The sequence below is a fragment of the Marinococcus sp. PL1-022 genome, assembly GCF_033845285.1.
In the GTDB taxonomy this organism is placed as follows: domain Bacteria; phylum Bacillota; class Bacilli; order Bacillales; family Marinococcaceae; genus Marinococcus.
In genome coordinates this window covers 2,431,545-2,457,190 of sequence record NZ_JAWXCX010000001.1, presented here as the reverse complement: position 1 = coordinate 2,457,190, position 25,646 = coordinate 2,431,545, and the positions used below count along the sequence as shown (strand labels likewise).

23 protein-coding genes, 1 pseudogene and 1 riboswitch are annotated in these 25,646 nt (G+C 49.4%); of the genes and pseudogenes, 19 read left to right on the top strand and 5 right to left on the bottom strand.

Features of this window, described 5'->3' with window-relative positions; translation table 11 throughout:
• The first annotated feature begins 2 nt into the window (after nt 1-2).
• The 8 genes from SIC45_RS12660 to SIC45_RS12625 all read left to right on the top strand — a co-directional run bounded on the left by SIC45_RS12660 (nt 3) and on the right by SIC45_RS12625 (nt 7,423).
• Nucleotides 3-767 (top strand): thiazole synthase, encoded by a 765-nt coding sequence (locus SIC45_RS12660; RefSeq protein ID WP_319632403.1) that lies wholly within the window; start codon nt 3-5, stop codon nt 765-767.
• Nucleotides 764-1,783 (top strand): ThiF family adenylyltransferase, encoded by a 1,020-nt coding sequence (locus tag SIC45_RS12655; RefSeq protein ID WP_319632402.1) that lies wholly within the window; start codon nt 764-766, stop codon nt 1,781-1,783. Before SIC45_RS12660 ends, SIC45_RS12655 begins: the two co-directional genes overlap by 4 nt.
• Nucleotides 1,784-1,843: 60 nt before the next feature.
• On the top strand, nt 1,844-2,185 hold the full coding sequence (locus tag SIC45_RS12650; RefSeq protein WP_298787183.1) for a general stress protein: 342 nt from the start codon (nt 1,844-1,846) through the stop codon (nt 2,183-2,185).
• A 693-nt stretch (nt 2,186-2,878) separates the two neighbouring features.
• Entirely contained in the window at nt 2,879-4,027 is a 1,149-nt protein-coding gene (locus SIC45_RS12645; RefSeq protein ID WP_298787181.1) for an NAD-dependent epimerase/dehydratase family protein, read from the top strand.
• A 19-nt stretch (nt 4,028-4,046) separates the two neighbouring features.
• On the top strand, nt 4,047-5,207 hold the full coding sequence (locus SIC45_RS12640) for a glycosyltransferase family 1 protein (RefSeq protein ID WP_319632401.1): 1,161 nt from the start codon (nt 4,047-4,049) through the stop codon (nt 5,205-5,207).
• 31 nt (nt 5,208-5,238) lie between these two features.
• Entirely contained in the window at nt 5,239-5,721 is a 483-nt protein-coding gene (locus SIC45_RS12635; protein WP_298787177.1) for a GtrA family protein, read from the top strand.
• A 97-nt stretch (nt 5,722-5,818) separates the two neighbouring features.
• Entirely contained in the window at nt 5,819-6,268 is a 450-nt protein-coding gene (locus SIC45_RS12630) for a hypothetical protein (RefSeq protein ID WP_319632400.1), read from the top strand.
• 21 nt (nt 6,269-6,289) lie between these two features.
• On the top strand, nt 6,290-7,423 hold the full coding sequence (locus tag SIC45_RS12625; RefSeq protein WP_319632399.1) for a glycerate kinase: 1,134 nt from the start codon (nt 6,290-6,292) through the stop codon (nt 7,421-7,423).
• Nucleotides 7,424-7,467: 44 nt separating this feature from the next.
• On the opposite strand, the gene cls is transcribed toward SIC45_RS12625, so the two are convergent.
• The gene (cls, locus tag SIC45_RS12620) at nt 7,468-8,925 is read right to left on the bottom strand and encodes a cardiolipin synthase (RefSeq protein WP_298787172.1); all 1,458 of its coding nucleotides are present in this window, start codon (nt 8,923-8,925) and stop codon (nt 7,468-7,470) included.
• Nucleotides 8,926-9,169: 244 nt separating this feature from the next.
• Here cls and coaW point away from each other — a divergent pair, with 244 nt between their 5' ends.
• The 6 genes from coaW (at nt 9,170) to thiE (ending at nt 16,546) form a co-directional block, all read left to right on the top strand.
• Nucleotides 9,170-10,030 carry a type II pantothenate kinase gene (coaW, locus tag SIC45_RS12615; protein ID WP_319632398.1) on the top strand — a complete coding sequence of 287 codons (861 nt, stop codon included), beginning with the start codon at nt 9,170-9,172 and terminating at the stop codon, nt 10,028-10,030.
• A 5-nt stretch (nt 10,031-10,035) separates the two neighbouring features.
• Nucleotides 10,036-10,494 (top strand): MarR family winged helix-turn-helix transcriptional regulator, encoded by a 459-nt coding sequence (locus tag SIC45_RS12610; protein ID WP_319632397.1) that lies wholly within the window; start codon nt 10,036-10,038, stop codon nt 10,492-10,494.
• A 131-nt stretch (nt 10,495-10,625) separates the two neighbouring features.
• Nucleotides 10,626-14,000: an efflux RND transporter permease subunit gene (locus SIC45_RS12605; RefSeq protein ID WP_319632396.1), complete on the top strand. Its 3,375-nt coding sequence runs from the start codon at nt 10,626-10,628 to the stop codon at nt 13,998-14,000.
• Between the two features lie 41 nt (nt 14,001-14,041).
• Nucleotides 14,042-14,141: riboswitch (TPP riboswitch) on the top strand.
• Between the two features lie 99 nt (nt 14,142-14,240).
• Nucleotides 14,241-15,053: a bifunctional hydroxymethylpyrimidine kinase/phosphomethylpyrimidine kinase gene (gene thiD / locus SIC45_RS12600; protein ID WP_319632395.1), complete on the top strand. Its 813-nt coding sequence runs from the start codon at nt 14,241-14,243 to the stop codon at nt 15,051-15,053.
• A 17-nt stretch (nt 15,054-15,070) separates the two neighbouring features.
• Nucleotides 15,071-15,874, top strand: coding sequence for a hydroxyethylthiazole kinase (gene thiM, locus SIC45_RS12595; RefSeq protein ID WP_319632394.1), 804 nt, complete (start codon nt 15,071-15,073; stop codon nt 15,872-15,874).
• A 12-nt stretch (nt 15,875-15,886) separates the two neighbouring features.
• Nucleotides 15,887-16,546 (top strand): thiamine phosphate synthase, encoded by a 660-nt coding sequence (thiE, locus tag SIC45_RS12590; protein ID WP_319632393.1) that lies wholly within the window; start codon nt 15,887-15,889, stop codon nt 16,544-16,546.
• A gap of 46 nt (nt 16,547-16,592) precedes the next feature.
• On the opposite strand, the gene SIC45_RS12585 is transcribed toward thiE, so the two are convergent.
• Both SIC45_RS12585 and SIC45_RS12580 read right to left on the bottom strand, forming a co-directional pair.
• Nucleotides 16,593-18,020 (bottom strand): four-carbon acid sugar kinase family protein, encoded by a 1,428-nt coding sequence (locus SIC45_RS12585; protein WP_319632392.1) that lies wholly within the window; start codon nt 18,018-18,020, stop codon nt 16,593-16,595.
• Nucleotides 18,017-18,910 (bottom strand): annotated as a pseudogene (locus tag SIC45_RS12580) (NAD(P)-binding domain-containing protein); the annotation flags it as partial. The gene SIC45_RS12585 and the pseudogene SIC45_RS12580, both read right to left, overlap by 4 nt.
• Before the next feature lie 194 nt (nt 18,911-19,104).
• Here SIC45_RS12580 and SIC45_RS12575 point away from each other — a divergent pair.
• Entirely contained in the window at nt 19,105-19,710 is a 606-nt protein-coding gene (locus SIC45_RS12575; RefSeq protein ID WP_319632391.1) for a GntR family transcriptional regulator, read from the top strand.
• A 104-nt stretch (nt 19,711-19,814) separates the two neighbouring features.
• On the opposite strand, the gene SIC45_RS12570 is transcribed toward SIC45_RS12575, so the two are convergent.
• Together SIC45_RS12570 and thiT are read right to left on the bottom strand one after the other, a co-directional pair.
• Nucleotides 19,815-20,858: an oxidoreductase gene (locus SIC45_RS12570; protein ID WP_319632390.1), complete on the bottom strand. Its 1,044-nt coding sequence runs from the start codon at nt 20,856-20,858 to the stop codon at nt 19,815-19,817.
• A 121-nt stretch (nt 20,859-20,979) separates the two neighbouring features.
• The gene (thiT, locus tag SIC45_RS12565; RefSeq protein ID WP_298787586.1) at nt 20,980-21,513 is read right to left on the bottom strand and encodes an energy-coupled thiamine transporter ThiT; all 534 of its coding nucleotides are present in this window, start codon (nt 21,511-21,513) and stop codon (nt 20,980-20,982) included.
• Between the two features lie 152 nt (nt 21,514-21,665).
• Between thiT and SIC45_RS12560 the strand changes: the two genes are divergently transcribed.
• The 4 genes from SIC45_RS12560 to SIC45_RS12545 all read left to right on the top strand — a co-directional run bounded on the left by SIC45_RS12560 (nt 21,666) and on the right by SIC45_RS12545 (nt 25,639).
• Complete coding sequence (locus SIC45_RS12560; RefSeq protein ID WP_319632389.1) at nt 21,666-22,121, top strand: hypothetical protein; 456 nt, start codon at nt 21,666-21,668, stop codon at nt 22,119-22,121.
• A 13-nt stretch (nt 22,122-22,134) separates the two neighbouring features.
• The gene (locus SIC45_RS12555) at nt 22,135-22,485 is read left to right on the top strand and encodes a n-acetylglutamate synthase (RefSeq protein WP_319632388.1); all 351 of its coding nucleotides are present in this window, start codon (nt 22,135-22,137) and stop codon (nt 22,483-22,485) included.
• Nucleotides 22,486-22,545: 60 nt separating this feature from the next.
• Nucleotides 22,546-23,532, top strand: a complete 987-nt coding sequence (locus SIC45_RS12550; RefSeq protein ID WP_298787147.1) for an aldo/keto reductase — start codon at nt 22,546-22,548, stop codon at nt 23,530-23,532.
• Between the two features lie 328 nt (nt 23,533-23,860).
• Nucleotides 23,861-25,639 carry a PTS mannitol-specific transporter subunit IIBC gene (locus SIC45_RS12545; RefSeq protein ID WP_319632387.1) on the top strand — a complete coding sequence of 593 codons (1,779 nt, stop codon included), beginning with the start codon at nt 23,861-23,863 and terminating at the stop codon, nt 25,637-25,639.
• Nucleotides 25,640-25,646: the final 7 nt, after the last annotated feature.

Genomic DNA, 25,646 nt, shown 5'->3' with positions numbered 1-25,646 from the left:
GAATGCTTAATATTGGCAATATGACATTCGAATCGAATTTATTTCTCGGCACCGGAAAATATAAGGACGCTAAGACCCAGCTCCAGGCTGTAGAAGCATCGGAAACGGAGGTACTGACCTTCGCCGTTCGGAGAATGAACCTGTTTGACAGCAGCCAGCCAGATCCATTTGAACAGATGGATGTATCCAAATACCGGCTGCTCCCAAATACAGCGGGGGCCAAAACAGCTGAAGAGGCAGTACGGACAGCGAAGCTGGCAGAGGCGGCGAATATGTGTGACATGATTAAAGTAGAAGTGATCGGCTGCGACAAAACGCTTCTGCCGGATCCGGTGGAAACGCTCCGGGCCTCGGAGCAGCTGCTGAATGAAGGGTTTACCGTCCTTGCGTATACGTCCGATGACGTTGTACTTGCGAGAAAGCTTCAGGAGCTTGGTGTTCATGCAGTAATGCCGGGGGCCTCTCCTATAGGCACGGGGCTTGGAATCATTAATCCGTACAACCTGTTCCATATTATTGAACAGGCGGAGGTTCCGGTGATTGTAGATGCCGGCATTGGGAGCCCGAAGGATGCTGCTTATGCAATGGAGCTCGGTGCTGATGGCATCCTGCTGAATACAGCAGTTTCAGGAGCGGGCGATCCTGTAAAAATGGCAGAGGCGATGAAACTGGCAGTAAGGGCCGGAGCACTTGGCGCAGAAGCAGGGCGCATTGATAAAAAATTCTATGCCCAGGCAAGCAGCCCTATAGGGGGCCTCAGCATTTGAATACGGAAGAACGTTTTTCCCGGCAGCGGTTATTTCACGGAATCGGCCGGAGAGGGCAGGAAAGGCTGCATGAGGCTCACGTCATAGTGGTAGGTGCCGGAGCTCTTGGGAGTTTAACCGCCGAAACCCTCGTACGCGCAGGGGTCGGAAAATTAACGCTGATTGACCGGGATTATGTGGAGGAAAGCAATCTGCAGCGCCAGCAGCTTTATACGGAAGCCGACGCCGAGGCCTGGACGCCAAAAGCAGAAGCGGCGAAAAAGCGGCTGCTCGATATCCGCAGTGATGCTTCTATTGAAATCATTGTCGGAGAAGCTGATCCGGCCGTGCTTGAAAATTGTCTGCCCGCAGATCTTATTATCGATGGGCTCGATAATATGGAAACGAGGCTGATGATTAATGATACAGCGTTGAAGCACCGGCTCCCCTGGATCTACGGAGCCTGTGTAGGCGCGTACGGACTGAGCTACACCGTAAGGCCGGGACAGGGGCCGTGCCTGCGCTGCCTGATGAAGGGTATCCCAATGGAAGGGGAAACGTGTGACACGGTGGGTATTATTGCCCCGGCCGTCCAATTCGTAAGCGCCGCTCAGGTGACCGAAGCGATGAAGCTGCTTACTCATTCCTTTGAACAGCTCAGAGGAACGCTGTGGTCGTTTGATGTATGGTCGAACGATAGTTCTTCCATTCAGGTAGACTCGCTGCAGGATGAGGATTGTCCCTCCTGCGGGGCATCGCCAGCGTATCCGGCGCTCGCATGGAGTGGAAGAAGCAAGGCGGAGACGTTGTGCGGCAGGGACGCGGTACAGGTGAAGCCTCTTCCTGATATGCAGGTGTCACTGAAGCAGACGGCGGACGTTCATAAGCAGCACATCTCCAAAGCGAATCAGCATCTGCTGGTGTTAAATATTGAAAACAAGCGGATGGTGCTCTTTAAAGACGGAAGAGCCATTATTCACGGGGTTTCCGGGGAAGTGGAGGCAAGATCGTTGTATCAGAGATATATTGGAGGATAAATATTCCTTGTTTCATTTTACGGGCGGAGTGGTAATATTCCTTGCAAGGAGGGGGAACTATTGCCTACCGCTCGTATTTTTGTATCCGTAGAAGAAGCACAGAAGGCTGTAGATAAATTAAAGATGCAGGGGATCCAAAAGGAACAGATTTATGCTTTGGCTCTTGAGGCGGAAAAAGCGACTGCGAAAGAACTAAAAGTAAGTGATACAGAAGCAGACGCTACAAGTCCGGTGGAGTTCGTAAAACAGTTTTTCCGAAACGGTGCATCGGATATTTATGAACGATTAACAAAGCTTGGATACAGTGATGAAGAAGCGCGCGATCTGAGTGAAAAGCTAAACGAACATAATATATTAATTGCTGTTGATGAAGATCCGGAAAAATTCTCTTTTGAAAAGTGAATCTTTTCCGGATTTTGTTCAGCTTTGAGGCCCGCACGAGGCAGGTCAGTTCGGTTAATATCTATTCTCCGCTTTTCTGTCTGTCCAGCTCCGCCTCCCGACCGCCCGGGCCATTGGCTTCATCCTTGTTTCATCGTCTATCGACGCTTCCAACAAGGCTCGCGCCAGCCGTCCGGGGCGGTCATACAGGTCGGCTCCGCTTTTCTGTCTGTCCAGCTCCGGAGCCTAACCGCTCGGGGTTACTTTCCAGCCGGTTTCGGGCAGCAGGCTGCCCTGCACGACTGGGAAGTACCTGTCGCGGTTGAGCAAGGCTCCTCCGCTTTTCTATCTGTCCAGCTCCGGAAGCCAGCGGCGGCGTGTCCCTTCAAATCTTTGTTAAAGGGAAAAAGCCCCTTTATCCAAAGCTCTTCCAGGGCCCGCGCCGCTGAACAGGATTCCTTCGCTTTTCGATAAAATTTTATGTAATTTTTATGAATTATGGCTGTGACAGCTGCAATGATTAGTTAGTATGATAGAATAACGGTGGTATATAGACTAATAGTTGCGTTAATATAAGGAGAGTGGTATTGTTTCGATGGGAATTCTACTCGGATGTACATATACGATGGCAACTTGCACTCTACGAGGTAGGAATTACCTTATAGATACCCATAGAATTATCAGATTGTATTAAATGATGTGGAGGTAACTGACGTGAAAATTATTGTTGCAGGTGGAGATGGATTTTGTGGTTGGCCGACCGCGCTTTACTTATCAAAGCAGGGTCATGATGTATCAATTATCGATAGCATGGTGCGTAGAAAGATTGACGACGAGCTTCATTCCAACTCGATCACCCCGATTGCAAGCCTTGAAGACCGGGTGGCGAAGTGGAAAGAGCTGACAGGAAAAGAAATACGTACATACGAAGGTGATCTTCAGCATTACGATTTCCTGCAGCAGGTTATGGAACAGGAACAGCCGGAAGCATTTGTTCACTTTGCTGAACAGCGCTCGGCTCCTTATTCGATGATAGACCGCGAGCACGCAGTCTACACGCAGGTCAATAACGTAGTAGGGAATTTGAATGTGCTTTATGCTATTAAAGAAATGGCGCCGGACTGCCACCTGATTAAGCTTGGCACGATGGGAGAATACGGCACGCCGAATATTCCAATTGAAGAAGGCTACCTGGAAGTAGAGCACAAGGGCCGCAAGGACCGCCTTCCGTTCCCGAAACAGCCAGGCTCCTTCTATCATTTATCGAAAGTGCATGACAGCCATAACATTATGTTTGCCTGCCGCGTTTGGGGCATCCGTGCGACAGACTTAAACCAGGGCATCGTTTACGGCCTGGATACGAATGAAACCAACATGGACCCAGTACTTACTAACCGTCTGGACTATGACGGAGTTTTTGGAACAGCGCTGAACCGTTTTATCATTCAGTCCGCCATCGGACGGAACCTGACCGTTTACGGAAAGGGAGGCCAGACCCGTGGTTTCCTGAACCTTGAAGATACGGTCCGCTGTGTGGAAATTGCGGCAGAAAAACCGGCTGAACCTGGAGAGTTCCGTGTGTTCAACCAGTTCACTGAAGATTTCTCTGTACTCGAACTCGCTGAACGGGTGAAAAAGGTAGCCGAAGAAGAAGGCTACCATGTTGATGTGGACCATCTGGAAAACCCGCGGGTAGAGCTGGAAGAGCACTTCCTGGAAGCGGTAAACACCAATCTTTTAGACTTGGGACTGGAGCCGCACTTTTTAACAGATGACGTTATCCGCCACATCTTAAAAGCGGTGATTGCGCATAAAGAGCGGGTAATCGAAGAGAATGTACTGCCGAGTGTGAGCTGGAAATAAAAACGGGGAGTTGTCTTCTATGAAGATAATGATCATCACCGAGACTTTTCTGCCTTCTACAGATGGAATTGTTACACGATTAACAGCCTGCATACGCTGGCTGCATCGTGATGGTCATGAAGTACAGATTGTGGCCCCGGATCTGGGTGTGTATGAATTTGATGGAGCAGAAGTGAAAGGGGTGCCTGCGCGCGCCCTCCCTTTTTATCGTTCAAAGAAGTTCGCTCTCCCGAACCGGGTAGTCAAGAAATATATACAGGATTTCGGGCCTGACGTCGTTCACGTCGTGAACCCGGCGGTTGTAGGCTATTCGGGGGTAAACTATGCGAAAAAGCTTGGCGTGCCGCTGGTTGCCTCCTACCATACAAATCTGACCCAGTATATGTCCTACTATAATCTGGGCATGCTGAAATGGCTGATGTGGTGGTATGTCCGGCGCCTGCATAACAAAGCGGATATTAATCTCTGCACCTCGCAGACCGTTCAGACAGAGCTTCAGGAAAAAAGGTTTGAGCGTATGCATTTGTGGAAACGGGGAGTAGATACCGAACAGTTCCATCCCAGGCACCACAGCAGAAAAATGAGGGAGAGGCTCTCCGGTGGAAAAAGCGACCGAACGCTGCTGCTTTATGTAGGAAGGCTTGCGGCGGAAAAAGAGATTGAAAAAATCCGTGATGTCCTCGAAGAATCGGACAAGTTTTGCCTGGCTATTGTAGGAGACGGCCCCCACCGCGAGGAGCTTGAAAAGCATTTCGAAGGCACAGACACCGTATTCACAGGGTTTATGCACGGGAATGAACTGGCGTCTACATTTGCCTCCTCCGACGTATTTGTGTTTCCTTCTACAACGGAAACGCTGGGGCTTGTGATTATGGAAGCAATGGCATCCGGCCTGCCCCTTGTGGCTGCAGAAAGCGGACCGACAAAGGAACAGCTGACATCAGAACGTAACGGCCTTTTGTATGATCCGCATATTAAAGATGACTTTAAAAATACTGTCTGCCGCTTTGAAGACGAAACTCTCCGTAAACGTCTGGCCGACCAGGCCTTTACAGATGTTGCTGAATTCGGATGGGAAGCGGCAGCAGAGCAAATCAGGGATTTGTACAAAGAAGCAGCCGGTGTGAAGGTTTCAATATCAGCGGAAGATAGTGACACAGTTTCAGAAGAACGCCGGTAAGCGGAGATTTCATCAAGAACAGAGGGGTTCTATGGGTAAGAATCAAAAGCGGCGTGGTCCTCTTCAAGCGCTTCAGTTTAGTGCGATTGGTGTAACAAATGCCGTAGTCGATATAGGGGCATTGAATCTGCTTCTATTTCTTTTTCCAAGTGAAGAGCGGATGACTTTAACACTTTTTAATACGATTGCTTACGCACTGGCGGTAACAAACAGCTACATCTGGAATGTCTTTATTACGTTCCGGGACTCCGCGAAAGGAAGCACCCGCCAGCGGCTAGTGTTTATTGTTCAGGGGCTGATCAGCCTGGGTATTAACAATGCCGTATTTTTAGGATTTAATGCTTTATTTCAGACACTTGGAGTACCGACATGGATCCGCCAGAACCTGGCTAAGGGGCTGGCCATGCTGGCTTCGTTCACGGCGAGTTTCTTTATGATGAAATACTTTGTTTTTAAAGACTTTAACCGCCGGTATCCAAACCGTGAACAATCCTCACGGGAAGAAAACCAGTAGAAGAACATCTCAGAACCGCTGCTTCAGCGGAGCGGGGTGTTCTTTTATTATTTCAGAAGCACACCCATGCTATACTGACAAAAAGGGGGGATACGAATTGGAACCTATCCATTTATACTTATCAAGGTACCAGGAGCACATAAACTACCTGCGCCAGACAGGACAGGAAACTCCGTCCTTTCGGGAGCTGCGGGAAAACGAAATTCCCCGCCTGCTTCAGGTGGTGGATTCCTATGTGCAGATGGCGACCGCAGACGGGGAAGAAGGACAGAAGGCGTACAAGCTTTTGGCTTCTGTACAGTTAACTGATGGCACCGGCTGGAATATAAGCGGCGAGTTTGTGCCCTCGGAGAATGACTGGTTTCCGGACGAGCAGCCATTGACGCATCAAACGTCCTACTGCGGTTTTTGCCAGGGAACGCTCGGCTTTTTTAAAAACGAAGATATGACGCAATTTGACTGTATGCTGCCGCTTCCGGAAAAAAAGTGGCTGTTTGAAAAAATGCTGGAGCAGCACGGATCTTCTATTTATCCCAGCCAGTCATAAAACGTAAAGGAGGAGGCAAAGGTGAAAGTAGTGATTGCACCGGATTCATTCAAGGAAAGCATGACAGCCATGGAAGCAGCCCAGGCAATTGAAAGGGGATTCCGCCAGGGGATTGGAGACGCCGGCGATCTCGTTACAGAGCTGATCCCCATGGCTGATGGAGGTGAAGGAACCACACAGTCACTTCAGGACGGTCTTGGCGGGGAAATTCATACAGTGGATGTATCGGGGCCAGACGGGAGTGCGGTGAAGGCTGAATTTGTTTATATTCAGAAGTCCCGCACAGCGGTTATTGAGATGGCAGAGGCATCAGGCATCGGGCTGGTGGCCAAAGAAAGCAGAGCCCCGTTAACGGCCACCTCCTACGGTACAGGACAGATGATTTTGAAAGCGCTCAACGAAGGGGCGGAGCGGATTATTTTAGGGCTTGGCGGAAGTGCCACGAATGACGGCGGGGCCGGGATGGCTGCTGCGCTTGGTGTCCGCTTCCTGGACCATAGTGGAAATGAACTTGGACCCGGCGGAGGAGCGCTGAAGCATCTGCACCGCATTGATACGGGCGGACTCGACAGAAGAATTCATGAAATAACCGTGCGCGCAGCCTGTGATGTTACGAATCCGCTTACGGGACCGGAGGGAGCTAGTGCTGTCTATGGCCCGCAGAAGGGAGCCGGAGCGGAAGCTGTGCAGGAGCTGGACGAAGCGCTGCGTGTGTTTGGGGAAGTAATTGAACGGGATCTGCATAAACCGGTGCTCCAGGAAAAGGGAGCCGGGGCAGCGGGAGGCCTCGGAGCCGGGGCGATCGCTTTTTTAAATGCTGCGCTTGAGCCGGGCATAGACATTGTGCTTGAAGAGAGCCGCTTCGCAGAACGCAGTGCCGGGGCGTCGCTTGTTATTACCGGCGAAGGAAAAATCGATGCTCAGACCGTATTTGGCAAAACACCGGTCGGAGTAGCGAAGGCGTCCCCGGAGGGAAGCACAGTGGTTGCGGTTGCCGGCCAGCTCGGCGATGGTTATGAAAAAGTGTATGAAGCAGGCATTGATGCTGCTTTCAGCATGGTCCCGGGCATTGTTTCCCTGGATCAGGCAATGCAGGAAAGCACCCAATATATCGAAAACTGGGCCCGGAGTCTTGGCGGCCTGTGGAAATCATAAAAAATCCGCTGCTTCTTTTTGGGAGCAGCGGATTTTTACATCGTTTATAAAATTGGGGATAAAAGGTGGGATACTGCTTCCTTGATACGGATCCAGAGCGAACGCTGCCGGTATGCCTCGAGGGTGAGCTCGGAGGAGTGGGTTTCCATATCATAGAGGAAGGTATCAGTCAGCTGTTTTGTTGTTTGCGCGTGATAGATAAAAGCGTTCACTTCGAAGTTCAGGCGGAAGCTGCGCACATCGATATTGGCTGTGCCCACCGAGCTGATTTCGTCGTCCACCATGATCGTTTTGGCATGAATAAAGCCATTGTTGTAAATATAAACCCGGGCACCGGCACGAAGGACAATGCCCACATGAGAATACGTGGCCCAGTAAACAAATGGATGATCGGGCATGCTTGGGATCATGATGCGGACGTCGACCCCGGATAAAGAGGCGATCCGAATGGCGTCCATCAGACTCTCATCCGGAATAAAATAGGGAGTCTGAATGTATACCGAATGCTTGGCAGAGTTGATCATTTTGATATACCCGTTTTTAATCTGCTCCCACTCTGAGTCCGGACCGCTGGAGACAATCTGCATACTGCATTCCCCCGGCTCTGCAAGAGTCGGAAAATAACGCTCCTCGTAATGGATGGGATTTCTGGAATTAGCCTGGTTCCAGTCGAGAATAAACCGGGTCTGCGCTGTTTTGACGGACTGGCCCTCCAGACGCAGATGCGTGTCCCGCCAGTATCCGAACTTTTTGCTTAAGCCAAGATATTCATCGCCGATATTAAAGCCGCCGACATAGGAGGTTTTTCCGTCTATCACAACAATTTTCCGGTGGTTGCGGTAATTGAGGCGTAGATTAATAATCGGCAGGCGTTTTGGGAAGAAGACCGCCACTTCCCCGCCGGCAGCTTCAAGACCCTGGAGTGCTTTTTTACTCATCTTTCTCGAGCCCATATCATCGTAGAGCAGCCGGACGACAACACCCTCCTCTGCCTTTTTTCTCAGTGCTTCAATAACCCGTCGTCCGAGGTTGTCACTTCGAAGAATGTAGTACTGCAGATGGATATGATCCTGAGCCTTTCCGATATCCTTAATCAGATTATCGAACTTTTCGTGACCGTCCGTATACACGCGGACGTCGTTTTCCTTCGTCAGCACCGACCCATCGTTTGCGAGCTGCATATAGATCAGGTCCCGGTGCTTGGAGGAAACAGAATCCGAGAATTGGAAGGTGCCGTTACGAAGTGTATGCATCTGCTCCTGAATCAGTTCTTCAATTCCGATCTTTTCAATATCTGCCCAGTCAAAAAGCCGTTTTCTGGTCAGGTTCTGCCCAAAAATTAAATAGAGCACAAAGCCTAAAAAAGGGATGAAAAATAAAACCATAATCCAGGCCCAGATGGCAGTGGCGTTGCGTTTTTCGATAAAGATAATGACAAAGGCGAAAAATAAATTAAAAACCGATAATATTGCTAAGAAAATGGATAATATCTCGAAGCCCATCTGCTTTCCCCATTCTTCCTCTATGTTGAAACGGAGGACCTTGTTAAATTTATAGATGCCTGCAAATTAGGCAGTAGTATTATTTTAACAAAATTAACGCCAATGCGAAGCAGGAAACTGATAATTTTGAGAAAAACAGGAAGGAGCAGTATGCTGCATCGTTTTCAATTCGCGAGGAAGTAGGATAAAATACGAAGAGACGACAGAAGATATAACTATTTGAACGTGGGACAGGGGGAGAAGAATGAAAAATGAAGTAGTCGGTATTGATGCAGGAGGTACGCTGATTAAAATTGCTTACCGTGTGAATGACGAATGGGAGCTGCAGAAAATACCTCTAACCGATATGGAGAAGGTACAGGCATGGATTGAAGAACGGGTCGACAATCCAGTTATTCATATTACAGGAGGGAAAGCAGAAACACTGCGGAAGTCTCTGCCCTGGTCAGCAGAGCCCATCAGTGAGTTTGAAGCTACCTGTAAGGGCGTTTCATATTTGCGGCAGCGTTTTAATGAAGACGATACCTACGGGCAGACGTATATTATTACCAATGTCGGGACCGGAACCTCGATACATTTTGCCGGTCCGGAGGAATACGAAAGGGTCGGCGGCAGTGGAATGGGAGGAGGCACGCTTATTGGTCTTTCCTATCTTCTCACTGGCATAGAGGCGTATGAAGAAATTCTGCGCCTTGGAAAAGAAGGGGACGGACGGTCGCTGAACGTCAAGGTAAAGGATATTTATACTGATGAAGAGCCTCCGATTTCCGGAGATCTTACGGCCAGCAACTTCGGAAATATTATGAATATGAAAAACAATGAATATGAAAATAAAGACTACATTGCTGCTGTTGTACGCATGATTGGTGAGACGATTACGACGATGAGTGTGCAGATGGCCGATCGGCTGAACACCGATTCCATAGTGTATATTGGTTCCACCTTTGATAAGCACGATCATTTAAAAGAAATTATTGGCGGCTATACGAAGCTCCGCGGAAAAGAACCATGCTTTCTTCCCTACGGAGAATTCAGCGGGGCCGTGGGCGCTTATATGCATGAACAGCCGCAGGCTTCTGCAAAGAAAGCTGAGAGAAAAGGATGAGTGAAATGAGCGAAACGGAACCATCTACACACAGAAAGCTGTTCGAACAGGCGGTAAACACGCTTGAAAATATCAGTACGTTGCTGCAGCCGGAGGTTCCGATGCTTGGCGAGCTGCATTTAACTACCCGCCAGGAAGCACTGTTTTTTATAAATCTGCGGCATGAGGGGCTGACACTGACAGAAATGGCTCACCGGCTGCGTATTTCAAAAAGTGCTGTAAGCCAGGCCATGAAGCGTCTGGAAGAAGAAGATCTTCTTTACCGTGCTGCCAACAAAGAAAACAAGAGAGAAACACACCTCGTATATGGAGTGAAGGGCCGAAAGCTCAAAGAAGAATTGACAAATTTTCAACATTATGTGGTTGACCAGTATATTGCCAAAATACCGCTTGAAGAGTTAAAGCAGGCAAACCAGGTTATACACCGGCTTGAGGAAGAAATCAATAACGCTTATAAAAAATAAAAGAAGCAGGCCGCTCGTGCATCTTCATTGACGGAAGCCATCCAGTCGTTTAAGGTTGTTTGTGTAGTTAAGTTACTTAACAGTTTAGACGATGAACTATCGAAATATACATACCAATGGAGGAACGATGCATGAAAATTACCCGCACATCTATCCGGCGGCCGAAACTGACGATTGTCGGCATGATTTTATTTATCATGATGGGTTTCGTATCGCTGACGAATCTGCCTTTGCAGCTTTTTCCAGAAATTGAACCGCCGGTTGCGGCGGTAGCGACAAACTATGAGGGTGCTGGTCCGGAAGAAATTGAAAGCAGTGTCACAGAACCGATGGAAGAACAGCTCTCCACCATCGAAGGACTGGACCGCATGACCTCACAGTCAGAGGAAGGCACAAGTCTTGTGCTGCTTGAGCTCTCATGGAGCACTTCGGTGGAGGATGTGCAGCAGGAAATTAACAATGCCATGAATAACGCCAACCTGCCCGATGATGCCGGAGATCCGTCGTTTATCGAGTTTGACCCGGATGCTCAGGGCATGATTCAGATGGCTGCGTTTTCTGAAGGAAACGACCTGGCTGAAACGCAGAGCCAGGTGGAAGATATTGTAACCGAACTTGAACGTACCGAAGGGGTTGCAAGTGTTGATACAAGCGGTGGACTGGATGAAGAATTTGAAATTTCGCTGGACCAGGAATCGCTTGAAGACAATAATGTGACCCAATCCGACGTCACTAATGCCATACAGGCAAGTAATATTACGCAGCCGGGTGGAACGATCACCTCCGGAGAACGCACATTAACGACCCGTACGGTCAACGAACTGGGCGGAGTGGAGGATTTGCAGGAAGTGGCGGTCGGACAGAACGAATCCGGGGACACGGTCACTGTCAGCGATGTAGGTGAAGTGGAACGCACGACCGAGGAACAGACAGCCTATACCGAAGTGAATCAGGAGCCGGGCATTCAAATGACAGTGCTGAAGGAATCAGATGCCAACACGGCCCAGGTGTCCACGGACTTTAATGAGACGCTGGACGACCTGCTTGAAGAAGATCAGTACAATGATCTCGAGACGACGATCATTTATGATGAAGGGGATTACGTTCAGCAGTCCATTAACAGCGTAGCGCTTGCGTTGATTGCCGGCGGCGTGTTCGCCATGGTTGTTCTTTTCTTCTTCTTAAGAAACCTGACGACGCCGCTCATTATTGGTATTGCGATACCGTTTTCGGTCATTGTGACATTTGCGTTTCTATACTTTACCGATGTGAGCTTAAACTTAATGACGATGGGCGGTCTGGCCCTTGGTATCGGGATGCTTGTCGATAACGCAATAGTGGTTATTGAAAACATATACAGGCACCTATCGATGAAGAAGCTCCCTAAGCGGGCGGCTCTCGACGGTACAAAGGAAGTGGCTGGGGCGATTACAGCTTCGACCCTGACAACAGTAGCCGTCTTTTTACCAATCGTCTTTATTTCCGGTATTGTCGGCGAGATCTTCCAGGCGTTTGCCCTATCGGTAGCCTTCAGTCTGCTTGCCTCCCTGCTTGTAGCTGTCACGGTAGTGCCGATGATTGCAAGCCGTGTCCTGAAGCCACTGCCGGAAGACCGGGAAGCAAAGCGTGAAAACTCCCGGCCGATGAGATTTCTGGACCGCTCGATTCGCTGGGTGCTCGGCCACCGCGCAGTCGCGCTGCTGTTGACGCTGCTTCTGCTGCTCGGCGGAGCCGGCGGCATTGCCCAGACCGGGGTGAACTTTATCCCGACGACAGACCAGGGCTTTTTCACGATTAATGTTGAAAAGGAAAATGGCACAAATCTGGAAACGACCGGAGAAACGGTAGACGAAATTGAAAGCGTACTTGAAGATCAGGACGAGATTGCAAGCTATATGGCAGTGGTCGGCTCGGGCGGCAGTGGCGTTGCAGCCGGAGGCGGCGGAAGCTCGGGCTCCAATGAAGCTTCCATTACAGTTACGATGGAGGATTTGCAAGACCGGGACATATCGACAGAGGAAATGATTGAAGAGATTGAATCCGATGTGGAAAACACTGACGAGCAGGCAGATATTTCGTTATCCTCCTCAGCAGCCATCGGCGGAGGAGAAGCCAACTCCGTGGAATTTACGCTCTCAAACGAAAATGAAGAGCGGCTCGCTGAAGATGCAGACGAAGTGCAGTCGGAGCTTGAAAATGAAAATACGATTCGAAATGTAGAAACCTCAGATGAAGAGACTGCTCCGGAAATCCAGGTGCAGATTAATGAAGACGAGGCGCAGGATAATGGCCTGACCCCGGCTGAAATCGCCCAGACGGTGAACAGTACGACAAGCGGAGAAGTGGCGTCGACGATTCAGACGGATAATGAAGGGCCGCTGAACGTGAACGTGCAGTACGCAGAGGATTCCCTTGAAAATCAGGAGGACCTTGAAAATCTGCAGATTGCTACGCCGCAGGGTGAATACGTCAGCTTAAGTGATGTGGCTGAAATTGAAGAAGGCCAGGGGCCTGCAGTTATTAACCGGCTCGATCAGGAGCGAAGCACTGAGTTTACAGTTACGTACGGCACCGGTACGAGCCTGAATGAAACCTCTACGTTAATTGAAGACACGATCGACGACGTAGATACCGGAGCGGCGACGACATTGAACTTCTCCGGCGAACAGGAGCTTCTCGATGACAGCATTCAAAGCCTTGTGTTTGCCTTCCTGCTGGCGGTAGTGTTCATTTATCTCGTGATGGCCGGCCAGTTTGAATCATTCAAATATCCATTTGTGGTTATGTTCAGCGTACCACTGGTGATCATCGGTGTGATGCTTGCCCTGTTTGCAACCCAGACACCTCTCAGTATCACTGTGTTTATCGGCTTAATTGTACTTGCAGGTATTGTCGTCAACAACGCGATTGTCCTTGTTGATTATACGAATCAGCTGGCGGAGCGTGGCATGCCGGTAAGAGAAGCCGTTATTGAATCCGTGAAAAAACGGTCACGGCCTATACTGATGACGGCCTTTACGACCATTCTTGGTGTGCTGCCGCTTGCCCTTGGGTTTGGGGAAGGCTCAGAAATCCAGCAGCCAATGGGTATTGCGGTCATCGGTGGTCTCATCAGCAGTACGTTCCTGACGTTGTTTATCATTCCAACGCTCTACACTCTATTTACCAAGGAAACAAGAAGCATGAATAAAAAATTCGCTACGCCGGACGGAGGCTACATGTACGGCTGGGAAGTAGAGGAAAGACGTAAGGAACGGGAAAAACGAGAACAGGAAGAACAAAACGGGGAAGAACGAAAAAAAGATGAAGACCAGCAGCAAAATGAAAATACAGAAGAAAGTAATGAACCTGAAAATGTAGAGGATAAAAACCGCGAAGACTTATCGCGGGATGAAATTTTATACCTTCTCGAACGTATCGTCGGTAACTCGGAAAAAGAAGAACGGGACCGTTCATCGAAGAATCCGGACAAAAATAAAAATTCCGGCGATGATGAAAAAAATTGACATTAGGACTATGTGTCACGTACGATTAAGAAAAATAGTAAGGAATCCGCTAGGGGCGCCTGCGCTGAGACAAGAACCATTCTTGGTCCCTTCGAACCTGATCTGGGTAGTACCAGCGTAGGGAAGTGGAGCTTCGTTTTATACAAATACGTACGTATACGCCAAAGCTCACTCTCTACTTCAGGGAGTGAGCTTTTTTTGAACCTAAAGCAGGATTCCTTGTTAAGGAGGATACAACGAATGCCACAAGTACCTAAAGTATTAACCATCGCCGGAACAGATCCCACCGGCGGGGCCGGGATCCAGGCTGACCTGAAGGCATTTCAGGAGTGTGAAGCCTATGGAATGTCTGCTATTACGAGCGTTCTCGCACAGAACACGACCGGGGTCCAGCGGGTGGAGCATATGAGCACCAGCCTGCTGCAGGCCCAGCTGGATTCCGTATTTGATGACATTATGCCGGATGCGGTCAAAACCGGGATGATCGCGACTCCGGATATGATCCGCACCACGGTGAACATGCTGAAAAAATATGATCTGCCGGTAGTTATTGACCCGGTGATGGTGGCCACAAGCGGAGATCCCCTGGCTGAGAAGGAGACGCTTGAGGTAATGAAAAATGAATTTCTCCCTCTGGCCGCGGTCGTTACGCCGAATATGGCAGAGGCTGCAAGTCTGACGGACTCTCAGGTTCATTCCCTGGAGGAGATGGAAACAGCTGCAAAAACAATCGTTGACGAACTGGGGGCGAGGGCAGCGCTTGTAAAAGGCGGCCATATGAAGGAGGATGCGGTTGATATTTTGTACGTCGATGGGGAAATTCATTATTTCCGTTCTCCCCGGACAGATACCAAGCACACGCACGGCACAGGCTGTACACTATCAGCCGCGATCGCCGCAAAGCTTGCGCGGGGTAAGTCCATTTATTTAGCAGTCCAGGAAAGCAAGGAATATATTACCAATGCGATTGCACACCCTCTTGAAATCGGTAAAGGCAATGGACCGGTCAATCACTGGGGAGCGCGCGTTCCACTCGATCAACTACTAAAATAAAGAAATGAGGGATCGGCATGAAAGCAAAGGAAGTTATGAGCCTGCTTGAGGAAGTACGAAAAACGCGGCCGCTGATTCATAATATTACGAACACAGTAGTAACCAATTTTACCGCGAATGGACTGCTGTCCATGGGCGTATCCCCGGTAATGGCAAACGCCCCGGAGGAAGCAGCGGAAATGGCTAAAGCGGCGAATGCGCTCGTATTAAATATCGGCACGCTGAACCGGGAACAGGTGAAAGCAATGCGCATCGCAGGGAAAGCGGCGAATGATAAAGGGATTCCGATCGTTTTGGATCCGGTAGGTGCCGGAGCAACTGCTTACCGTACGGAAACGGCCCTGGCGCTGCTCGAAGAACTGGATGTGGCACTGATCAGGGCTAACGCGGGAGAAATGGCCGCGCTGCTCGGTGAAAGCGGAAACGTCCAGGGCGTGGACGCTTCGGGGGAAGCAGATAATCCCATGCTCGCGAAAGAAGCTGCTAGAAGGTTTGGAGCAATTGCAGCGGTGACCGGAGTGGAAGACGCGGTTGCTCATCAGGGGGAAGTGTTTATCGTGCAGAATGGGCACACGCTGCTGACAAGAGTAACCGGCACCGGCTGCCTTCTCAGCTCGATCGCAGCCTCCTTTTTAACCGTCCAGCATTCGGCCGGGGCAGTGGCAGCTGCGCTTGCCTATTACGGCGCAGCGGCGGAAATCGCAGGCAGCTTAACGACAAGGGAAGGCCCGGGCTCCTTTCAAATTGAGCTATTGAATGCCCTGCATGCAACGCAGGAAATGGATCTGCGCCACTATATCCGCGTCAAACAGGAATCATAGGGGGCTGAAACCATGGATAAAGAGATGCTGAAGCTGTATTTTATTATGGGAAGCAACAATACGGGCGGAAGAAATCCGGAGCAGGTATTGCAGGAAGCTCTTCAGGGCGGCATCACGTGTTTCCAGTTCCGCGAAAAGGGCCAGGGGGCGCTGCCCGAAGAGGAAAAGTGGCGGCTGGGCCGGAAGATGAAGGCTCAATGTGCTGCCTTTCATGTTCCGTTTATTGTAAATGACGACGTGGACATGGCGATCCGGCTTGAAGCAGACGGGATTCATATCGGGCAGGAGGACGATCCGGCCTCCAAAGTCAAGGAACGCTGCCCTTCCCGTATGATGGTTGGAGTGTCTGTGCGTACTGTTGAAGAAGCGCACCGGGCCGCTGCAGACGGGGCGGATTACCTGGGCGTGGGTCCGATGTTTGCGACTGATACGAAAGAAGATGCCAAAGCTCCAGTCGGACTTGAAGGCATCCGCCGGCTCCGGGCTGAAGGAATCACCCTTCCAATTGTAGGGATTGGCGGCATCGACGCCTCCAACGCCGCTGATATTGTGGAGGCGGGGGCTGACGGAGTGTCGCTGATTTCCGCCATCAGCCTGGCAGACGAGCCGGAGAAGGCTGCAGGGGAGCTTCGCAGCCGTTTGAATGGGCCAGCAGAAAAGCACGAAAAATAGAAGAACCGGCGGGAAGTTTGATGAGCTGACCCGCCGGTCCTTTGTGTTATATATGCTCTTGTAAGGTTTGTACGACGTGCTTTAATGTTTCTTTTTCCCCTACATTTCCCGGAAATATTACATATGGAATTTCCGGAAAACGGCTGTTGGCATCTGTCTGCCAGACGGGCACACCGGGAGCAATCTGCCCGAGCACTTCTGCTTTTTTAACGAGCAGCCCCTTCGTGCCGACATCGCTTGATGTAATACCGCCCTTGGCAACGACAAATGCCGGCTGGTGAGCAGCGTTCTTCACAAAGCTTGTTACTGCATCGGAAATTTTTACGGATAGCGCCAGCTCTTCTTCTTTCCTATTTTCCTCTAAGTCAATACGCTCCCGCGAAGTGTAGACACACACCGTAGTCCCCCGCTTGACGGAGTCATCAACAATTTGCTGAACACGGTGGGTTTCCCTCTGAAATGCTTCCTCATCCATCACGGCAGGGCAATAAAATTCCACGAATTGAACCTCGGTCAGCTGTTTTAGAGCTTCAAGCTGCTCCGTCGATTTTTGCACATGGGAACCAATAATAACGAGGCCGCCATTGCTGCTTTGATGCTCGAAGAGACTGCCCGCGTCTAAATAAGGCTTGCGGGTGATGCCGCCAATTTCTTTCGTAAATGTAGCCGCCGTCCGGAACAGAAAGTTTTTTTGGTGTTGCACGGTCCGGAACAGGGCGGTGCAGAATACTTTTACATCTGTTTCACTCACAGCGTTGACGATGATCTTTTGAAAGGAGGCAGCCTGTTCGAGTTTAGCTTCGATCGCTTCGAAATCGAGAGCCCGGAGATCGTCGATGGAAATGGAAATAACGTCTTCCTTTTTAAATCGGCCGTTTGTTTTTTCTTCTACATATTCCCCTAAGTGACTTGAAGCAAATCCAAACATCCGGTCTCTGGCAAATTCCGTTTCCGCCACGGGTATAAAGGCTTCCCCCTGCTGAATGTAGTGCACGTCGAAGGCGGTCCGCCGGTTGCCCTGTTCAAAAAAAGGAAGAAGAATTTCTCCGTCCACAGCCTTGCCTGTCCGGGCTTCTAGTGTATCCTTTAAAACCTCTGTTTCAAGCGGGTAGTGGCCCCGCAGGGTGGAATCTCCCCGGCTGATCAGCAGGAACGGCTGATTTTTTTCTTCGGCCACGCGGGCGATTCGCTCTGCGATGTCGGTATGAACTTTCGTTGTTTCGGCTTCAGAGAAGGATCGCGAATTTGTAAGAATGAACACCAGCTGCCGCGCGTCTTCAAATGCCTCCCGAATGGTCTCCTCCTCCCAGTCTGTGTATACCGGTACGCCGTGGACCGTCTGCACGCCTGTGGGATCATCGTCGAGGGAGATGATTTTATGAGGTATGTTTTGGGCTGCTTCCTTAAATAAAGCATCGACGTTCTTTTCATCATAATCTGGAAGGGAGTTAATATAATCATTGATCTGTGTCATTCGTATTTTCCTCCTTTTGGCACCGAATAGTTCGCAAGCATTTCGTAATGCTGGAGCACACCGCTGTGATCGTCGGATTTTTTGCCGTGCGCCACCATGGACTCATACATTTCAGCCACGTCCGACGAAAGCGGCAGGGGGACCCCTAGGGATTTCCCGGTTTGAAGCACGTTGGAGAGATCCTTTAAATTAATGTCAATCCGTCCGCCTGCAGTAAAGTCCCGTTCGAGAATTTTCGGAATTTTTGCATCAAGCACACTGCTGCCGGCCAGTCCGTTGCGGATAGCTTCATATACTTTATCAATGTCCGCTCCTGCCTTGGAAGCAAGGAGCACGGCCTCCGACATAGCTGCCATTGTGACATTGACTAATATTTGATTGGCAAGCTTCGTGGTGGAACCGGCGCCCACCTCGCCGACGTGTGTGACGTCTGTGCCAACAGCTCGAAGAACTGGATAGACAGCGGCAAAGGCGTGATCGCCCCCGCCAGCCATGATGGAGAGCGTACCGTCTATCGCTTTCGGCTCCCCGCCGCTTACCGGTGCATCCAGAAAAGCTGCTTCTTTTCCCTGAAGCTTTTCTGCCCAGCGTCTGGAATCCACGGGGGAAACAGAGCTCATATCAACAACGACGGCTTCTTTTTTCACGACCGGCAGAATATCATTTATTACTTCGTCGAGTATGGCTGTGGTTGGGAGCATGGTGATAATAATGTCACTGCCTTCGGCTGCTTCTATAGCGGAATCGACGGCCTCTCCTCCTGCTTCCGTGACCCGCTGCCTGGCTGCGGGGTGAATATCAAACCCCTTCAGCGTAAAACCAGCCTTTAGAAGGTTTTCAGCCATCGGCCCTCCCATAATGCCTAAACCAATTTGTCCAATATTCATATCATTGCGCTCCTTTAGTTTTTGTTATGGGAAAATGCTTTTCATTAAAATTGATAAGGCTTTCAATAAAAGCAATTGTACACAATTTTATAATTATTGTATACATTAACTGGCGAGTTGTTTTAATTTCTATGAAATAGGTATAATGAGAATAAGAAATGAAGACAGAAGATTGCATTAGAAAGGGTGGGGCAACGATGAAGCAACAGCATTCTGCTTCAGATACGGCGTACGAAAAAATACGGGATGCCATATTTGAGGATAAATATGAACGCGGGGAAAAATTGACGGAAGTAAAACTGGCAGATGAACTTGGAGTCAGCCGGACGCCTGTAAGGGACGCCATGCGCAAGCTCGAAGAGGAGGGCTTGATTAAGGATAAGCGGGTGATTAACCCGACGATTAAAGATTTAATGAATACATTTGATGTGCGGATGCTGCTCGAAGGGTTTGCTGTCCGCCAGGCTGCCCGTTACATGGGACCTGACCAGATCGAAGGTCTGCAGAGGTGTGTAGAGACGGCGAAGCAGGGAACCACAGAAGAAATAATGGAAGCAAACAAGGAATTCCACGATATTATTGTCAGGACGAGCAATAACGATGTATTAATCGATACCATCGAACGGATGCAGTCAGTTATTTTTTTGTTCCGGAGAACAGTAGTGTACCATCAGAGGCCGCGTCTGATTGAAGAGCACGAGGGGATCCTTGAAGCGATTCAAAACCACGAGGAGGATAAAGCAGAAGCATTGATGAAAAGTCATTTAAAGAAGGACCTGGATTTTTCCATCCATTCCTGGTGAGAGCCGGCGAAATACATCCGCAGCCCCCTTTCCGGAAAGAAAAATAAACCCCATGCAGACAGGTGGGATAAAAACCTTTCTGCATGGGGGTGAAGCGGGCATTTTTATTCATTGAACGATACTGAAATAACCCGTTTTTCCCAATCGCTTTTTTCAGCAAGCTCCAGCAGACGAATGACTCTGCTCGCTTCAATGGCGGTCACCGGATTTTTACCATCCTCTTGGATGGCCCGGGCGATCTTTTCATAATAGGACTCATACGATCCCTGATGGGTAGGGATTTTTTCTGTTCCCCCGTAGGCATCGGTAAACGTCCCATAGTAAGCTTCATCCTCCACAGCCCATCCCCGGTCCCCGGGCAATGTCCCATTAATCAGCATTTCCTCCTGGGGATCAAACCCGTATTTTACAAAGCTGCCTTTTGTTCCGTGCACAATATACCGCGGGACTTCTCCGACAGCGAGAAAGCTGGATTGTAAAATAACCCGCTGGTTTGGATAGCCAAGAATCGCGTGAAAATAATCGGTATTATTCGTATTCGGGCGCTGGATTTCAAGGTCGGCGAAAATTGTTTCCGGCATGCCAAACAGTTCAAGCGCCTGATCAATGAAATGAGCGCCTAAGTCAAACCAGCTGCCCGAGCCTGGCAGGTCCTGTTCGCGCCAAAGACCCTCCACCTCCGGGGCGTAGTCGTTCCATGCAGCCTGAAAGGTATGAATATCGCCAAGTGCCCCTGCTTCCATCAAGGAGCGGATCGTTAAAAAATCACCGTCCCAGCGGCGGTTGTGATATACACTTAAAACGACATCATTCGCTTCGGCGAGCTCTGTCAGCTCTACGGCTTCCTCATATGTAGGCACGAATGGTTTTTCCAGAACAACGTGCTTGCCGTTTTTAATTGCAGCTTTAGCCAAAGGGTAATGCGTGGTGTTTGGACTCGTAATGACAACAAGATCAATATCCTCGCGCTGGCAGGCTTCCTCTGCTGCATCGGTCACTTCAACACCCGGAAGCCGCTCATGTACCTTTTCTGCACTCGATGATGAAACAAGCCGGATATTAAAGTGATCGCTTTTTTCAATAATAGGTGTATGAAACACAGAACCTGAAAAACCAAAAGCGATGATAGCAGTATTGATCGGCTGCATGACTGACGACCTCCTCAAAAGTTATTAATAAACTTTTCCCCTCCGTATGGAAAAGGAAACGTCACCAACACAGAAAAAAGCGGCAGAACGACTGCCGCTTTAAAGTGATTCTATAAAGATGCTATTTCCATTTTGGCTGGTCGAAAAATTTCGGACGATACTTTGCGATAACAAACAGAATAATCACGGTAATAATGGTTTGCGGAATTAAATACGAAGCGTTGTACAGTGCTGAATAAGCCACAACAGGTGTACCTTCCGGGGCGTAGCTGCCAAACCAGATGACGCCTGAGACAAAGTGGTCGATATAGCGAAGCAGCGCTCCAAAGACAATGCCAATAAGCATCAAAAGATAAGGAATACGTTCACGGAAAACAGCGTGGGTCGTGAAAATGGCGGCAAAGCCGAGCACGGTATAGGCGATTGGGTATTCAAGCACAAGCTGAACGGGATGGACGATGGTTGCCCCCTGCAGAAGCTGGAGCATTCCTGCCAGAAATCCTGTCGCAATCCCTGCTTTCCAACCGCGGCGAAAAGCCATCAGAAAAATAGGAACCATAATAAAAGAAATCGAACCGCCGGCGAGCCACGGTCCGCCGAATTCAAGAAATCCTAAAATAAAAGAGAGAGCAGCCATGAATGCTGTTTCTATCATAATTGCCAAACGTTTACCCCTCTCCAACGATGAACACCTCCCTAGAAATTACCGATACTATCTTAGCATAATAGGAAACAGAAAGAAACGCCAAGCAGGCGCGTTTGTCTGATATAATATGAAAAGAAGGAAGAAACAGGGAGAGGGGTTACATGGAAACATCGACAGATATGCTGAGGGAGTATTTAAAGGGCAGTGGAGCCGCCTGTACGGTGACCCTGCTGTTATTTATATTTTATACAATTATACTGGGAGAAGTGCAGCTTTTCCCCAATCTGGCCTTTCTTTTAGCAGTATGCACGTATCTTGGCTCGATCGTCGGCGTTCTGCTGCTCAAGCTCGTGGAGCCGTATCAGTATCATATTCTGTATCCAATTCTGGGTACGTTTTTTTTCGGTTTTCTTGGCATTTTCTACGGCGTATCAATTATCTACGCCTACCAGCTTGACGGCTTTTTTGTCGTTGTAACAATGGCTTCCTCGATGTCATTTTTTATTTCCCAGTTTGTGAAGGCACAGACGATTGCCTGGATCATGGCAGGCTCCGGACCGTTTTTTTTAGCGGTCATCATGTTTTCAAATCAATTAGCCCGTTCGCTCGGGCAGTGAAGGAGGAGAAGCAGTGAACTACCACGGCAGACAGTTTGCAGGCATAGAAAACAGCGCGGGCGGAGAGGTCTCAGGCCGGACCGTTTTTCATTACGAGCAGGACGGGTCAGTGCTTAGGGCCCGCTATTCTGGAGGCGAAGTCGTTTCCGGTGTTTTAATTGGAAAGGTGTATGCCAATGGTGATCTGGAATTCCGCTACAACCACGTAAACGAGGACTGGAGCCTCCGCGGCGGAAAGTGTTACTCGGTCCCGCAAGTGCTGGAAGACGGAAGAATCCGCCTGCATGAACAGTGGCAGTGGCAGGATGAAAGCAGTGAAGATGGGACGTCCATCGTAGAGGAATTAAAAAGCGATATGGTTTAAAATGCTGGCACAGGAGGAAAAGTATGTTCGACTACGCATCATATAAAGGAGACTTTCAGCATGGAACATACTTCAATTGCCGGCACGAATCTGCGTCCGTCCCGGATAGGGCTCGGAACGTGGGCGATTGGCGGCACGCAGTGGGGCGGAACAGATGAAAAGCAGTCGATTGATACGATTCATGCAGCGCTTGATAAAGGCATCACCCTTGTGGATACTGCTCCTGCTTACGGGTTCGGAGAATCAGAAAAAATCGTAGGGAGGGCGCTGCAGCAGGATAATAAACGGCAAAATGTCGTACTGTCGAGCAAGTGCGCGATGAACTGGAACGAGGATGGCGTCTTCCGGGACGGCACAGCTGCCAGGATCCGTCAGGAAATTGATGATTCCCTGCAGCGGCTGCAGACAGACCACATCGATATTTATCACGTGCACTGGCCGGATCCTAAAGCAGATATGACCGAAACGGCAGGAGCTATGAAAGAGATTCTCGATGCAGGAAAAATCCGCGCGATAGCGGTCAGCAATTTCACTGTTGAGCAGCTCGAAGAATTTCAAAAAACGGCGCCGGTTCATGTTATTCAGCCGCCGTATAATATTTTCGAACGGGGCATTGAGGAAGATATTCTCCCATATGCCGAAAAACAGGACATTTCCACGCTGCTGTACGGTTCACTGTGCCGTGGGCTGTTAAGCGGTAAAATGACAGAAAACACGACATTTGAAGGTGATGACCTCCGTAACGGAGACCCTAAGTTTCAGTCGGACCGTTTTCCGCAGTACATTGCGGCGGTAAATGAACTCGATCAATACGTGCAGAATAAATACGACAAGCGCGTGATCCATCTGGCTGTCCGCTGGGTGCTTGACCAGCCTGGCACAAGCACAGCCCTTTGGGGCGGACGCCGCCCGGACCAGATGAATGGCATTGAGGAAATTATGAACTGGCAGCTCGACCAGACGGATATGAAAGCCGTGAACGAAATTGTAAACAAGCATGTAAAAGACCCGGTGGGACCCGAGTTTATGGCCCCTCCGACCAGGTAAGAATCTAAAAATGCTGCGCCCAGGCGCGGCATTTTTTATGTAAATAAAGGATTCCCGGGAAAGGCCAGCGAAGAGGTACATAAAGAAGAGGTACATAAAAAGATGAAGTTGCCTAACAGAAAAGATGCTTTGAGCCATTACCTCCAGCTTCTTTAATCATGTCAACATTGCTCCTGTCGTATTTGTATTTTCCTTTAATTGTGTTTATGCAGAAATCCCCATAAAATAAAGATGTAAGCGAATACTAAAAATGAATGGTCCATACTTCAACAAGAAATCATTTCATTATTGTCATCAATATATGTGGACCTGAAAAGGGGGAAACACAATGAGTGCATCAACAGAAAGTGCACCGCAGAAAAAAAGCATCCGTTCAAGGATTCAAAAGTTCGGCAGCTTTTTAAGCAGTATGATTATGCCGAATATTGGTGCTTTTATTGCATGGGGGCTGATTACGGCATTGTTTATCGAATCGGGGTGGCTGCCAAACGAAACATTGGCAGCGCTGGTAGACCCGATGATTATTTATCTGCTTCCGCTTTTGATTGGTTACACAGGCGGTAAAATTGTTCACGACGTGCGCGGCGGGGTCGTTGGCGCGGTGGCAACCATCGGTGTTATTGCAGGGGCTGATATTCCAATGTTTCTCGGAGCCATGGCGATGGGCCCTCTTGGCGGTATTGCCATTAAAGGATTCGATAAGCTGGTAGAAGGAAAGATCCGCCAGGGCTTTGAAATGCTTGTAAATAACTTTTCCGCGGGGATTATTGGCTTCTTTCTGGCTATCTTTGGCCTTCTTGCCATTGGGCCAATTGTGGAATGGTTAACGAATGTTTTAAGCGAAGCGGTGGACTTCCTGGTCAACACAGGTCTGCTGCCGTTAACGAGTATTATTATTGAACCGGCAAAGGTGCTGTTTTTAAACAACGCTATTAACCACGGTGTGTTGAGCCCTATCGCAGCAGAACAGGTGGCATCTGCGGGCAAATCGATTTTATACCTGCTTGAGCCAAACCCGGGTCCCGGTGTAGGGATACTGCTTGCATTTGCGATATTTGGTACAGGTATTTCGAAAGCTTCTGCCCCAGGTGCTATGGTTATTCAATTCCTGGGTGGTATTCATGAGATTTACTTCCCGTATGTATTGTCGAAGCCTCTGACTATTCTTGCAGCTATTGCAGGCGGCATGACCGGGGTATTCACATTCTCCCTATTTAATGTCGGTCTCACAAGCGTTCCATCACCAGGAAGTATCTTTCCGGTACTCGGACTCGCAGCTCCTGGAGATACCTTAGGAGTTCTGTTGGGGGTAGTGCTTTCAGCCGCCGTATCATTTATTATCGCTTCTTTGATTCTGAAGTTCAGCTCCAATGAAGGAGAAACTCTCGAAGAATCCACAGCGAAAATGGAAAGCATGAAAGGCAAGAAAAGCTCGGCAGCCTCTGCACTTCATTCTAATGCAGATACCGCTGAAGCAGGTACGGGTGCTTATTTGGATAAAGATGTTAACAAAATCGTCTTTGCCTGCGACGCGGGGATGGGATCCAGCGCTATGGGAGCATCGGTCATGAAGGACAAGGTGAAAAAGGCCGGGCTTGATATCAGCGTAACGAACACATCGATCTCGAACATTCCGGATGACGCGGACCTGATTATCACGCACAAGGATTTGACTGAACGGGCGCGGCAGAAACGTCCGGACGCTGAACATGTTTCAGTGGAAAATTTCCTCGGAAGCGACAAGTACGATGAAGTAGTTGAAGACCTGAAGCAGAAAAAAGGCGTGGGGGAAGGCTCCTCAGCTGGAACAGCGGCAGCAAAGGCGTCGGTTAACAAAATCATCTTTGCCTGCGATGCCGGTATGGGATCCAGCGCTATGGGAGCATCGGTCATGAAGGACAAGGTGAAAAAGGCGGGGCTCGATATCAGTGTATCGAACACATCGATCTCGAACATTCCGGATGACGCGGACCTGATTATCACGCACAAGGATTTGACTGAACGGGCGCGGCAGAAACGTCCGGACGCTGAACATGTTTCAGTGGAAAACTTCCTCGGAAGCGACAAGTACGACGAAGTAGTTGAAGACTTGAAAACAAGAGAATAAGGGGGGA